Annotated in this window: 12 protein-coding genes; 3 read left to right on the top strand and 9 right to left on the bottom strand. The window is 73.2% G+C overall.

Annotated features, from left to right (window positions below; translation table 11 throughout):
- Nucleotides 1–46: 46 nt before the first annotated feature.
- From ABWI07_RS33725 to ABWI07_RS33695, 7 genes are all read right to left on the bottom strand, one after another.
- Nucleotides 47–1,027, bottom strand: coding sequence for a quinone oxidoreductase family protein (locus ABWI07_RS33725; protein ID WP_353821039.1), 981 nt, complete (start codon nt 1,025–1,027; stop codon nt 47–49).
- Nucleotides 1,027–2,037, bottom strand: coding sequence for an aldo/keto reductase (locus ABWI07_RS33720; protein WP_353821038.1), 1,011 nt, complete (start codon nt 2,035–2,037; stop codon nt 1,027–1,029). Before ABWI07_RS33720 ends, ABWI07_RS33725 begins: the two co-directional genes overlap by 1 nt.
- 106 nt (nt 2,038–2,143) lie before the next feature.
- On the bottom strand, nt 2,144–2,998 hold the full coding sequence (locus tag ABWI07_RS33715) for a helix-turn-helix transcriptional regulator (RefSeq protein ID WP_149264454.1): 855 nt from the start codon (nt 2,996–2,998) through the stop codon (nt 2,144–2,146).
- Nucleotides 2,999–3,059: 61 nt separating this feature from the next.
- Nucleotides 3,060–4,262 (bottom strand): CaiB/BaiF CoA transferase family protein, encoded by a 1,203-nt coding sequence (locus tag ABWI07_RS33710; protein WP_353821037.1) that lies wholly within the window; start codon nt 4,260–4,262, stop codon nt 3,060–3,062.
- Nucleotides 4,259–5,437, bottom strand: coding sequence for an acyl-CoA dehydrogenase family protein (locus tag ABWI07_RS33705; protein WP_353821036.1), 1,179 nt, complete (start codon nt 5,435–5,437; stop codon nt 4,259–4,261). Before ABWI07_RS33705 ends, ABWI07_RS33710 begins: the two co-directional genes overlap by 4 nt.
- A gap of 14 nt (nt 5,438–5,451) precedes the next feature.
- Complete coding sequence (locus tag ABWI07_RS33700) at nt 5,452–6,252, bottom strand: enoyl-CoA hydratase/isomerase family protein (RefSeq protein WP_149264451.1); 801 nt, start codon at nt 6,250–6,252, stop codon at nt 5,452–5,454.
- 66 nt (nt 6,253–6,318) lie between these two features.
- On the bottom strand, nt 6,319–7,014 hold the full coding sequence (locus ABWI07_RS33695) for a GntR family transcriptional regulator (protein ID WP_149264450.1): 696 nt from the start codon (nt 7,012–7,014) through the stop codon (nt 6,319–6,321).
- 118 nt (nt 7,015–7,132) lie between these two features.
- Here ABWI07_RS33695 and ABWI07_RS33690 point away from each other — a divergent pair, with 118 nt between their 5' ends.
- Nucleotides 7,133–8,284: an acyl-CoA dehydrogenase family protein gene (locus ABWI07_RS33690; protein WP_353821035.1), complete on the top strand. Its 1,152-nt coding sequence runs from the start codon at nt 7,133–7,135 to the stop codon at nt 8,282–8,284.
- On the opposite strand, the gene glpK (ABWI07_RS33685) is transcribed toward ABWI07_RS33690, so the two are convergent.
- Together glpK (ABWI07_RS33685) and ABWI07_RS33680 are read right to left on the bottom strand one after the other, a co-directional pair.
- Nucleotides 8,281–9,807, bottom strand: a complete 1,527-nt coding sequence (glpK, locus tag ABWI07_RS33685; RefSeq protein ID WP_149264448.1) for a glycerol kinase GlpK — start codon at nt 9,805–9,807, stop codon at nt 8,281–8,283. The two genes, ABWI07_RS33690 and glpK (ABWI07_RS33685), sit on opposite strands and share 4 nt — an antisense overlap.
- 57 nt (nt 9,808–9,864) lie before the next feature.
- A complete protein-coding gene (locus tag ABWI07_RS33680) occupies nt 9,865–10,632 on the bottom strand; it encodes an IclR family transcriptional regulator (RefSeq protein ID WP_149264447.1) in 768 nt (255 codons plus the stop codon).
- A 246-nt stretch (nt 10,633–10,878) separates the two neighbouring features.
- On the opposite strand from ABWI07_RS33680, the gene ABWI07_RS33675 reads away from it, so the two are divergent.
- Both ABWI07_RS33675 and glpK (ABWI07_RS33670) read left to right on the top strand, forming a co-directional pair.
- Nucleotides 10,879–11,706 carry an MIP/aquaporin family protein gene (locus ABWI07_RS33675; protein WP_353821034.1) on the top strand — a complete coding sequence of 276 codons (828 nt, stop codon included), beginning with the start codon at nt 10,879–10,881 and terminating at the stop codon, nt 11,704–11,706.
- A gap of 42 nt (nt 11,707–11,748) precedes the next feature.
- Nucleotides 11,749–12,851: glycerol kinase GlpK (gene glpK, locus ABWI07_RS33670; RefSeq protein ID WP_353821033.1), on the top strand; the 1,103-nt coding region annotated here is incomplete at its 3' end.

The raw sequence follows: 12,851 nt of genomic DNA, 5'->3' as shown, positions 1-12,851 counted from the left end.
GGAAGGCGGCGAGGTGACCGCCCTCCGGCCGGGCCGCGGCTGAGCGTCAGCCCTTGACCGCCAGCACGAGCTTGCCGGTCGTGGAGCCGGACTCGATGCGCTCGTGCGCCTCGGCGGCCTGCTCCAGGGGCAGTTCCTCCACCTGGACCCGCAGGTCGCCCGAAGCGGCCGCGGCGACCGCGCGGCGCAGGGCGCGCCCCGCCTCGGCCGGTGCCACGCCCGCGAACGCCGCGAGGTTGAACCCGGACACGGTCTTGTTGGAGAACCACAGCTCGTTCGCCGGGACGCCCACGTCCTCCGCGCCGGACGCGTTGCCCATCACGACCATCCGGCCCATCGGGGCCAGGGCGTCCAGGCTGGCGCGGCGGGCCGGGCCGCCCACCATGTCCACCACGATGTCGAACCCGCGCCCGCCGGTGAGGCCGGCGACCTCGCCCGGCAGCGCGTCGCGCAGCACGACGTCGTCGTAGCCGAACCCGCGGGCCGCCTCGATCTTGGCGGGACCGCCGACCGTGCCGGCCACCCGGCCCGCGCCGAGCAGCCGGGCGGCCTGGCCGAGCTGGCTGCCGACGCCCCCGGCGGCCGCGTGCACCAGCACGGTCTCGCCCGGCTCGATGCGCGCGACGCGGTCCAGGACGAGGAACGCGGTGGCCCCGTTGGACGGGACGCCCGCCGCGACGTCCAGGCCGAGGTCGAGACCGTCGAGCGGCGCGACGAGGTCGGCGGAGGTGACCGCGACCTCGGCGTAGCCGCCGCTGTCAACGATCGTCAGCGCGGCGACGGGCTGGCCCCTGCGCAGCCCTTCCACGTCGGGTCCGACCGCACGGATGTGCCCGGAGACCTCGATGCCGGGCACGAACGGCAGCGGCACGTCCACGACGCCCCGCCTGTACAGGACTTCGGCGAAGTTGGCGCCCGCGTACGCGACGTCGATGGACACCTGCCCAGGCCCCGGTTCGGGGACGTCCACCTCGGCCTGGCGCAGCACGTCCGCGCCGCCGAACTCGGGGATCGTGACGGCCCGCATCAGTACCGCCCCCCGACGGCCGCGGGGACGCCGTCCAGCTCGGCGAGGTCGGCCTCGGTGAGGTCCAGGGCGGCGGCTCCGGCGTTGTCGCGCAGGTACTTCCGCTTCTTGGTGCCGGGGATCGGGATGACGTGCTCGCCCTGCGCCAGCGTCCAGGCGATGGCGACCTGCGCCGGGGTGGCGCCGTGCCGCGCGGCGACCGCCTTGACCACGTCGACGATGCGAAGGTTGGCCTTCAGCGCCTCCTCCTGGAAGCGCGGGTTGCCGCCGCGGAAGTCGGTGTCCTCGAAGTCGGCGGCGGTGACCGTCCCGGTGAGGAAGCCGCGGCCGAGCGGCGAGAACGGCACGAAGGCCGCGCCGTGGGCGGCGCACCAGCCGACCACGTCGCCCGGTCCCTCCCCCGCTCCCGCGGTGTCGCCCGGCAAGGTGCCCGCGATCCCGCCGGGCGCGCCCATGGCGTCCCGGGTCCACAGCGACAGCTCCGACTGGACGGCCGCGACCGGGTGGATCGCGTGCGCCTCGGCGGCCTGCGCGACGCTGACCTCCGACAGGCCCAGGCTGCGCGCCTTGCCCTCGGCGACCAGTTCGGCCATGGCGCCCCAGGTGTCGGCGAGGGGCACCTCCGGGTCGACCCGGTGCAGGTAGTACAGGTCGATCACGTCCGTGCCGAGACGGCGCAGGCTGTCCTCGGCGGACGCCTTGACGTGCTCCGGCGTCCCGTTCCGCACGATGTCGCGGGTGGCCAGTGACTCCACGACGAGGCCCGTCTTGGTGGCGACGACCGCCTCGTCCCGGCGTCCCGCCAGCGCCCGCCCGACAAGCGTCTCGTTGTGGCCGTCGCCGTAGGGCTGCGCGGTGTCCAGGAACGTCACGCCGAGGTCGAGCGCCTCCCGGATCAGCGCCACCGAGGCGTCGTCGTCGCGTTCCGACTCGGTGTAGGCCCAGCTCATCCCCATGCAGCCGAGCCCCACGGCGCCCACCCGCGTCCCGGCGAACTCGCGCGTCCTCATGATGTCTCCTTCGTTCCTCATGAGGACGATCGTGCTGGACGGGCCGGAACGTAGACAGACTCCGCTCATCCTGGGTGTGGCACCACCACCCTGGACGGGGGCCGGGTCAGCCGGCGGCGGCGAGGCCGCGGCGCGCCATCAGCCGTTCGAGGCGCTCCTGCGTGCCGGTTCCGGGACGCGGGTTGTGCAGCACCAGGGAGTGGCCCGGGCGGTCGGCGAGCGGCAGCAGCGTGCCCTCGAAGACGAGTTCGCCCGCGTCCGGATGCCTGATGCCCTTGACCGCCTGCGCGTCCGCGCTCACCTCGTGGCGGGGCCACAGCTCCGCGAACTCGGGACTGACCGCCAGCAGGTCCGCGATGATCCGGTCGAACTCGGGGTCGCCCGGGTAGCGGGCGGCGTCGGCGCGGAACCGCGCCACGACGCCGGGTGCGGCGGCGGCCCAGTGGGTGTGCATCGACCGGTACCGAACGTTCGTGAAGTAGGTGACCAGGCAGTTGTGGTCGGTGTCGCCGTACCCGAACACCTCGCGGGCCGCGTCGTTGATCGCGACGAAGTTCCAGTGCCGGTCGCGGACGTAGGCGGGGCGCGGCGACCAGGCGTCCAGCACCCGCCGCAGCTCGGGCGTGATCGGGGCGGCCGGTCCCGCCTCCGCGCGCGGCGGGTTCAGCCCGGCGAGCAGGTACAGGTGCTCGCGCTCGGCCCGGTCCAGCCGCAGGGCGCGGGCGATCGCGTCGAGGACGTCCCCGGAGACCTTGATGTCGCGGCCCTGCTCCAGCCACGTGTACCAGGAGACCCCGACCCCCGCGAGCACCGCGACCTCCTCGCGGCGCAGGCCCGGCGTCCGGCGCCGTCCGCCGTCGGGCATGCCGACGTCGGCGGGGGTGAGCCGGGCGCGGCGGGTGCGCAGGAAGTCGCGCAGTTCTTCGCGGCGGCGGTCGGGGGCGGGGGTCCGGCTGGCCATGCCGCCACGATAGCCGCCGCTCCCCGGGGCGGCGCGGTCGGAGATCGCGTTGGACCTCAGGTCAGGCGATGGCGCCGGCGGAGCGGAGGGCCGCGATGGCCGCGTCGTCGCGGCCCAGCTCGCGCAGGACGGCGTCGGTGTGCCCCCCGAGCACCGGGATCGGGTCCATGCGGGGCTCGGCGCCGGCGAACGTGATCGGCGGGAGCAGCGCCCGGATGCCGCCGACCGGGGAGCCCACCTCCCGCCACCGGTCCCGCTCGGCGAGCTGCGGGTGGGCGACCAGGCCGTGCCCGTCGTTGAGGGTCGCGTTCGGCACGCCCGCCTCGTCGAGCCGCCTGAGCAGCTCGTCCCGTCCCATGCGGGACGTGACGGCGGCGACGAGCGCGTCCACCTTCTCCCGGTTGCCGACCCGCGCCCGGTTCGTCGCGAACTCGGGGTCGGTCACGAGGTCGGGCCGCTCCAGCACGCCGGCGGCCAGGGCGGCCCAGCCGCGGTCGTTCTGGACGCCGATCACCACGTCGACGCCGTCGGCCGTCGGATAGGCGTCGTACGGGGCGATCACCGGGTGGCTCAGCCGCGTGCGCGGCGGCGGGGAGCCGGTGTAGAGCGTCGTGTACATCGCCTGGCCCATCCACTCGGCGACCGCGTCGAACATCGTGACCTCGATCGAGGCGCCCTCGCCGGTGGTGCCGCGCCGCACGAGCGCGGCGAGCGTCCCGGAGAAGGCGTACATGCCGGCCGCGATGTCGGCCAGCGGCGAGCCCGCCTTCACGGGCGTCTCGGGCGTGCCGGTGACCGAGATCAGCCCCGCCTCGGCCTGGACGAGCATGTCGTAGGCGCGCTTGTCCCGGTACGGCCCGCGCGACCCGTACCCCGACATCTCGACCACGATCAGGCGCGGGTCGCGGGCCCGCAGCTCCTCCGCGCCGAACCCGAGCCGGGCGGCGGCACCGGGGGCGAGGTTCTGCAGGAAGACGTCCGCGCGCGCGACCAGTTCGGTGAGGACCGCCCGGCCCTCGGCCTGCTTGAGGTCGAGCGCGACCGACTCCTTCGACCGGTTGAGCCAGGCGAAGTGCGTGCCGAGGCCGCCGCGCACGCCCGTGTCGTACGCGCGGGCGAAGTCGCCGCCGTCCACGCGCTCCACCTTGACGACGCGGGCGCCCAGGTCGGCGAGCTGCCGCGTGGCGAACGGCGCCGCGACCGCCTGCTCCAGCGCGACGACGGTGATCCCTTCCAGCGGCAGCGGAGCGCCCGCCGCCGTCACCGGTCCTCCAGGAGCCTGCGGCCGATGATCATTTTCTGGATGTCGGCGGTGCCCTCGCCGATCAGCAGCATCGGGGCCTCCCGGTACAGGCGCTCGATCTCGTACTCCTTGGAGTAGGCATAGCCGCCGTGGATGCGGAACGCGTCCTCCACGACCTCCTTGCAGTACTCGCTGGCCAGGTACTTCGCCATCCCGGCCTCCAGGTCGTTGCGCTCGCCGGAGTCCTTGCGGCGCGCCGCCATCACCATCATCTGGTGCGCGGCCTCGACCTTGGTCGCCATCTCGGCCAGGCGGAACAGGACCGCCTGGTGCTCGGCGATCGGCCTGCCGAACGTCTCGCGCTGCCGCGCGTAGGCCAGGGCCAGCTCGTAGGCGCGCCGGGCCACGCCGCAGCCGCGCGCCGCCACGTTGACGCGGCCGACCTCGACGCCGTCCATCATCTGGTAGAAGCCGCGCCCGGGCGCCCCGCCGAGGACCTGCGCGGCCGGGATCCGGTAGGAGTCGAAGACGAGCTCGGTGGTGTCGACGCCCTTGTACCCCATCTTGTCGATCTTGCCGGGGACGGTGAGGCCCGGCGCGACCTCGCCGAAGCCCGGGGTCTTGTCGACCAGGAACGTGGTCATGCCGCGGTGGCCCGCGCCCGGGTCGGTCTTGACCAGCACCGCCACCAGGTTCGCCGAGCCGCCGTTGGTCAGCCACATCTTCTGGCCGTCGACCACGTAGTCGTCTCCGTCCGGGACGGCGCGGGTCGTGATGGCGGAGACGTCCGAGCCGCAGCCCGGCTCCGACATCGAGAACGCGCCGCGGATCTCGCCGGACGCCATCCGCGGCAGGTAGTGCGCCCGCTGCTCGGCCGTGCCGTGCTGCGCGATCATCCACGCGACGATGAAGTGGGTGTTGACGATGCCCGACACGCTCATCCAGCCGCGCGAGAGCTCCTCCACCACGAGCGCGTAGGTCAGCAGCGACTGGCCCAGCCCGCCGTGCTCCTCGCCGATCGTCAGGCCGAAGAGGCCGAGATCCCGCATCCCGTCCACGATCGCCTGCGGGTAGGCGTCGGCGTGCTCCAGCTCGGTCGCGACCGGCAGGATCTCCTTGTCGACGAACGTCCGGACGGTCGCGATGATCTCCCGCTGCTCGTCGGTCAGCCCGTGGGTCTGCTGCAGCCTGCTCACGTCCTGGATCCTCCCTAGCGGCCCTCGAAGCGCGGCGTGCGCCGCTCGGCGAACGCGGCCCGTCCCTCGGCGAAGTCGGCGCTGCCGAACAGGGCGGTCTGCTCCTCCCGCTCGGCGTCCAGCAGGCGGTCCAGGGCGTGGTCGGTGCGGGCGAGGAGGCGCTTGGCCGCGGCGACCGACAGCGGGGCGAGGGCGGCGGCCTCGGCGGCGAGCTCCAGGGCGGCGTCCAGGGCCTTGCCGGACGGGGCGAGGGAGTCGGCCAGGCCGATCTCGTAGGCGCGCTGGGCGGGCACGGTCCGCCCGAACACCAGCATCTCCTTGGCGCGGCCCGTGCCGACGCGATGCGGGAGCGTCCAGAGCAGCCCGCCGTCGGCGACGAGGCCGACCCTGCCGAACGCCGCGACGAACCGCGCGTCCTCGGCGGCGACCACGTGGTCGCACACGGCGGCGAGGGACACGCCGAGCCCGGCCGCGGCGCCCTCGACCGCCGCGATGAACGGAGTCCCGCAGGTGGTGATGATCCGGACGGCCTCGTGCACCGGGTCGAGCCGCGCCCGGACGGCGTCCGGGCCGGCGCCCTCCATCGAGCGGACGTCGCCGCCCGCCGAGAAGGTCCCCGCCGCGCCGGTCAGCACGACGGCGCGGACGCCTGCGTCGTCCGCGGCGCGACGCACCTCCGCCAGGAGCCGCTCGCGCATCGGGATGTCGATCGCGTTGCGAGCCTCGGGCCGGTTCAGCGTGACCACCCGCGCCGCGCCGTGGTCGGCGGTGGTGACCACGGAGCCGCGCGCCGGTTCGGGGTCCCGGTCGTCCATCAACCCTCCTGGAAATTTTTTATACGATATGGGAAGCCCGCGAGCCACCGAAAGGGGACCCCGGCGTCAGCCGGACTGCTCGTCCCAGAAGCCCTGCGCTTCCAGGTGCACCACCAGCAGGGCCCCCGCGTGCCGGATGTGCGCGCGCATCGCCTGCCGCGCGGCGTCTCCGTCCCCCGCCCGCAGCGCGGCGAGGACGAGATGGTGGTCGTCGACCGACGCCTGCGTCCAGCCGTCGATACTGGAGTAGAAGCGGCGCGGGGCGTACCGCACCACGAGTTGCAGCAGCCAGGCCGTCTTGGGCGAGCCCGCGCACAGGTTGACGGTCCGGTGGAACTGGTGGTTGGCGCGCTCGATCGCCGCGGAGTCGCGGGCCTTGGACGCCTCCTCCAGCAGCGCCTGCGTCCGGTCGAGCGACTCGAGCTCGGCCCCGGTGATCTTCGCGGCGGCGCGGGCGGCCAGCTCGCCGGCGAAGTACGCCTGCGCCTCGAACAGGTCCTGGACGTCCTGCCGGGCGAGCGGCGCCGGCATGAACCCCCGCCGCGGCTCCAGCGTGACGAAGCCCTCGCCGCGCAGCGAGAGCAGGGCCTCCCGGACGGGGGTGACGCTGATCCCGAGATCCTCGGCGATGCGCTCCAGGCGGAGGAACTCCCCGTGCCTGACCTGGCCGGACATGATGAGCTCGCGGACGTAGGCGGCCACCTCGTCGCTCAGCTGGCGGCGCCTGCCGAGGGCCTGGTCACCGGAAAGGGCCACTCTCATCGTCTCCCCGTGCGCCTGGTGGTGGGCTCACATTATGGACGGGCGGGGGCCCGCCGCCCGTTGACAGCCGGTATTTTCCTATCAAATATATGAGACTCGAACCGGAGGGGGCGGGGCCGTGTTCACGCTCAGCGACGAGGAGCGCGCCATCGTCGAGGTCGTCGCCGACTTCGTCGACAAGGAGGTCCGCCCGGTCGCCCGGGACCTCGAGCACGCGGGCGCCTATCCCGCCCGCCTCATCGACCGCATGAAGGAGCTCGGGGTCTTCGGGCTCGCCGTGCCCGAGCCCTACGGCGACGTCAGCGTCTCGAAGGCCTGCTACGCGCTCGTCACCGAGGAGCTGGCGCGCGGCTGGATGACGCTCGCGGGCGCGTTCGGCGGCCACACGGTCGTCTCCCACCTGCTCGCCGTGTACGGCACCGAGGAGCAGAAGGCCCGCTACCTGCCCCGGATGGCGACCGGCGAGCTGCGCGCCACGATGGCGCTCACCGAGCCGTCCGGCGGCTCCGACCTGCAGGCCATGAGCACGACCGCGCGCCGCGACGGGGACCGGTACCGCGTCGACGGCGCCAAGATGTGGATCACCAACGCGCGCACGTCCGGCCTGATCGCGCTGATGTGCAAGACCGACCCGTCCGCGTCCCCGCGGCACAAGGGCATCAGCATCCTGCTCGTGGAGAAGGGGCCGGGCCTGACCGTCTCCCGCGACCTGCCGAAGCTCGGCTACAAGGGCGTGGAGAGCTGCGAGCTGTCCTTCGACGGCTACGAGGCGCCGCTCGACGCCGTGCTCGGCGGCGCGGAGGGGCGCGGCTTCGCCCAGATGATGCGCGGCCTCGAGGTCGGCCGGATCCAGGTCGCGGCCCGCGCGCTCGGCGTCGGGCGCGCCGCCCTGGAGGACTCCCTGCGCTACGCCCAGCAGCGCGAGGCCTTCGGCAAGCCGATCTGGCAGCACCAGTCCATCGGCAACTACCTCGCCGACATGGCCACCCAGCTCCGCGCGGCCCGGCTGCTCACCCTCGACGCCGCCGAGCGCCTGGACGCGGGCGAGCGCTGCGACATGGAGGCGGGCATGGCCAAGCTCTACGCCTCGGAGGCGGCGATGCAGATCGCGCTGAACGCGGTCCGCATCCACGGCGCGGCCGGCTACTCCACCGAGTTCGACGTCGAGCGCTACTTCCGGGACGCCCCGCTGATGATCGTCGGCGAGGGGACCAACGAGATCCAGCGCAACGTGATCGTCCGGCAGCTCGTCGAGCGCGACCGGATCTAGGGCGCGGCGGCCGGGTCCTCCCCCGCCCGGATCCAGTCGAACGTGCGCTCCACGGCGCGCTTCCAGTTGTCGTACTCGGCGGCCCGCCGCGCGGGCTCCATCGCCGGGACCCAGCGGGCGGCGCGGTGCCAGTTGCGCCGCAGCCCTTCGAGCCCCGCCCAGTAGCCGACCGCGAGCCCGGCGGCGTAGGCGGCGCCGAGCGACACCGTCTCCACCACCATCGGGCGCGCCACCGGCACGTTCAGCACGTCGGCGACCATCTGCATGACCAGGTTGTCGGACGTCATGCCGCCGTCGGCCTTCAGCTCCTTCAGCGAGAGGCCGGAGTCGGCGTTCATCGCGTCCACGACCTCGCGCGTCTGCCAGCCCGTCGCCTCCAGCACCGCCCGCGCCAGGTGCCCCTTGGTGATGTAGGAGGTCAGGCCGACGATGATGCCCCGGGCCTCGCTGCGCCAGTGCGGGGCGAACAGCCCGGAGAACGCCGGGACGATGTAGCAGCCGCCGTTGTCGTCGACGGTCCGGGCGAGGGTCTCGATCTCCGGCGCCGTGGAGATCAGCCCGAGGCCGTCCCGGAACCACTGGACGAGCGCCCCGGTGATCGCGATCGAGCCCTCCAGCGCGTACACGGCGGGCTCGTCACCGATCTTGTAGCCGACGGTGGTGAGCAGCCCGTTGTCCGACTTCACCGGCTTCGTTCCGGTGTTCATCAGCAGGAACGCGCCCGTCCCGTACGTGCACTTGGTATCGCCCGGGGAGAAGCACGTCTGCCCGAACAGCGCGGCCTGCTGGTCGCCGAGGGCCGCGCCGACGCGCACGCCGGGGAACACGCGGCGGGCCGTCCCGTAGGTCTCGGTGGACGAGCGGATCTCCGGCAGCATCGCCCTCGGCACGCCGAAGAAGTCGAGCAGGCCGTCGTCCCAGCTCAGCGTGTACAGGTCCATCAGCAGCGTGCGGCTGGCGTTGGTCACGTCGGTGACGTGGACGCCGCCGTCCACGCCGCCGCTGAGGTTCCAGATCAGCCAGCTCTCCATCGTGCCGAACAGGACCTCGCCGCGCTCGGCGCGCTCCCGCAGGCCCGGCGTGTGGTCCAGCATCCAGCGGATGCGCGGGGCCGAGAAGTAGGTGGCCAGCGGCAGGCCGCTGCGCTCGGTGACCATCGCGGCGCCGGGCGCGCGGGCCAGCTCGTCCACGAGCGGGCCGGTCCGCATGTCCTGCCAGACGATGGCGCGGCCGATCGGGACGCCGGTCAGCCGGTCCCACAGGACGGTCGTCTCCCGCTGGTTGGCGATCCCGACCGCCGCGACCTGGCCGGGCGTCGCGCCCGCCTGGGCGAGCGCCTCCGGCGCGATGCGCTCCAGGTTGCGCCAGATCTCCATCGGGTCGTGCTCGACCCAGCCGGGCTTGGGGAAGTGCTGCCGGTGCTCGCGCTGCGCCACCGACACCAGGCGGCCGCCGTGGTCGAACAGGATGCACCGGGTCGAGGTGGTGCCCTGGTCGATCGACATCACGTACCGTTCGGTCACGTCCGGCGCCCTCCTTCCAGGCGCGCCCCTCCGCCCCGCCGTGCCGGGGGCGGCGCGTCACCAGCGCGATCCGCCGAGGTCCCGGGAGACGGCGCGGGCCGCGTCGCGCACGTAGGCGACGAGCCTCGGGTCGGGGACGCGGCGGGAGTCGCAGATCCGCTCGACCGCTCCGGAGATGCCGATGGCCCCGACGACCAGGCCTCCGTGCCCGCGGATCGGCGCGGCGATGCCGGCCTCGCCGATGGACAGCTCCTCGGTCTCGGCGGCCCAGCCGTTCTCCCGGACGCGCGTGGCGGCCCGTGCGAGTTCCCTGGGGTCGGTGATGGTGCGCCGGCAGTAGGACTCCAGGACGGTGTCGCGGATGGACGCCGCCGCGTTGGCGTCGTGCGCGAGCAGCGCCTTGCCGAGCGCGGTGGCGTGCAGCGGCAGCAGCGAGCCGACGTCCATGGCCTGGAGCGTGTCGTCAGGGCGGAACACGTGGTGGACGACGAGGACCTTGCCTTCCAGCAGCGTGCCGATCCGGACGGCCTCGCCGCTGCGCGAGGCGAGCGCGTCGGCCCAGTTGATCGCGCGCGACCGAAGCTCGTTGACGTCGAGGTAGCTCGTGCCGAGGTGCAGCAGGGCGGCGCCGAGCTGGTACTTCCCCGTGGCGCCGTCCTGCTCGACGAAGCCGACGCGCTCCAGGGTGCGCAGGATGCCGTGCGCGGTGCCCCGGGCGAGGCCCAGCGAACTGGCGATCTCCCCGACCCCGAGCCGGCCCGAGCTCGCCGCCAGCAGGCGCAGGATCGCGGCGGCCCGCTCGATCGACTGCACAGGTCCGGGCATGGGAGCGATGGTAGGTCTCCCGGCGGGGTGCCGACAATGTCGGCAGCCGCCGTAATCATCGTCCGATGCGCCCTGAACTGCCCGGATTCTGTGATCTGGTGCACAGGGTGGAGGGTAACCGCCGCCGGGCGGCGACGAAAGTGTTCGACATTGTCGGCAGGCTCCCGTTGTAAGACGGTTCGTCCCGGCTTACCGTCCAGCCAGCCTCACGGGGCTCGCGTCCACCCCATCTGCCGAGGAGTACCCATGGCGGAACGCCCCAGAATCCCCACCCTGGCCGGTGAGCTCGCCGCCGAGTTCGCCGGCACCCTGATCCTCATCCTGTTCGGCGTCGGCGTCGTCGCGCAGGTCGCCGGGGCCGAGATCGGCGACCACGACAGCATCGCCTGGGCCTGGGGCCTAGGCGTCACGCTCGGCGTGTACGTCGCGGCCCGGATCAGCGGCGCCCACCTCAACCCCGCCGTCACCATCGCGCTGGCGACGTTCAAGGAGTTCGCCTGGCGCAAGACGGCCCCCTACATCGCCGCGCAGACCGCGGGGGCGTTCGTCGCGGCGCTGATCGTCCGCTGGAACTACAGCGAGGTGCTGGCGAAGGTCGACCCCGGCCACACCATCAAGACCCAGGGCGTGTTCTCCACCCTGCCGGGCAACGGCACGCTCCCGGTCGGCACCTGGGGCGCGTTCCGCGACCAGGTGATCGGCACCGCCATCCTGCTCTTCGTGATCAAGGCGCTCACCGACGTGCGCAACTCCCCGCCGCTCGCCAACCTGGCCCCGTTCATGATCGGCCTCCTGGTCGTCGCGATCGGCATGGCGTGGGGCACCGACGCCGGCTACGCGATCAACCCGGCCCGCGACTTCGGGCCCCGGCTCGCCTCGTTCCTCACCGGCTACGGCAGCGCCTGGCGGGACCAGAACGGCGATCTCTACTTCTGGGTGCCGATCATCGGCCCGCTCATCGGCGGCGTGCTCGGCGTCGGGCTCTACAAGGCGCTGATCGGGCGGTTCCTGCCCCCCGCCGAGGAGGACCCGCAGGGCCTCACGAAGCCCGAGCCCGAGTACGAGGCGGCGTGAGCCGTCCCGTCCCGTCCCCCACGACTCCAGGAGACCGCACGCATGGCTGACTTCGTCGGGGCCCTCGACCAGGGCACGACCAGCACCCGATTCATGATCTTCGACCACGGCGGCAACGAGATCGCCCGCCACCAGCTCGAACACGAGCAGATCCTGCCCCAGGCCGGCTGGGTCGAGCACAACCCGACCGAGATCTGGGAGCGCACCCGCGCCGTCATCGAGAGCACGCTGAACAAGGCGAACCTCTCCCATGGCGACCTGGCCGCGTGCGGGATCACCAACCAGCGCGAGACGACCGTGGTGTGGAACCGGCGCACCGGGCGCCCCTACTACAACGCGATCGTCTGGCAGGACACCCGCACCGACCGCATCGCCGCGGCCCTGGAGCGGGACGGCAAGGGCGACGTCATCCGGCGCAAGGCGGGCCTCCCCCCGGCCACGTACTTCTCCGGCGGCAAGATCCAGTGGATCCTGGAGAACGTCGACGGGGTCCGCGAGGCCGCCGAGAACGGCGACGCCGTCTTCGGCACGACCGACTCGTGGGTGCTGTGGAACCTCACCGGCGGGACCGACGGCGGCGTGCACGTCACCGACCCCACCAACGCCAGCCGCACCATGCTGATGGACCTGGAGACCCTCTCCTGGGACGACGAACTCCTGTCGTTCTTCGGGATCCCGCGCTCCATGCTCCCGGAGATCAAACCGTCGTCTGCGCCCGGCGGCTACGGGACGACCCGCGCGAACGGTCCGCTCGGCGGCGAGGTCCCCCTGACCGCCTCGCTCGGCGACCAGCAGGCGGCGACGGTGGGGCAGGTGTGCTTCTCGCCCGGCGAGGCCAAGAACACCTACGGCACCGGCAACTTCCTCCTGCTCAACACCGGCGAGGAACTCGTCCGCTCGAAGAACGGGCTGCTGACGACCGTCTGCTACCAGTTCGGATCCGAGAAGCCGGTGTACGCGCTGGAGGGGTCGATCGCGGTGACGGGGTCGGCGGTGCAATGGCTGCGCGACCAGCTCGGCATCATCTCCGGCGCCGCCCAAAGCGAGGCGCTGGCCCGGCAGGTCGACGACAACGGCGGCGTCTACTTCGTCCCGGCCTTCTCCGGCCTGTTCGCCCCCTACTGGCGATCGGACGCCCGCGGCGC

Origin of the sequence: Actinomadura sp. NPDC000600 (assembly GCF_040492135.1) — a bacterium.
Taxonomy (GTDB): domain Bacteria; phylum Actinomycetota; class Actinomycetes; order Streptosporangiales; family Streptosporangiaceae; genus Spirillospora.
This window is presented reverse-complemented; position numbering and strand designations above follow the sequence as displayed.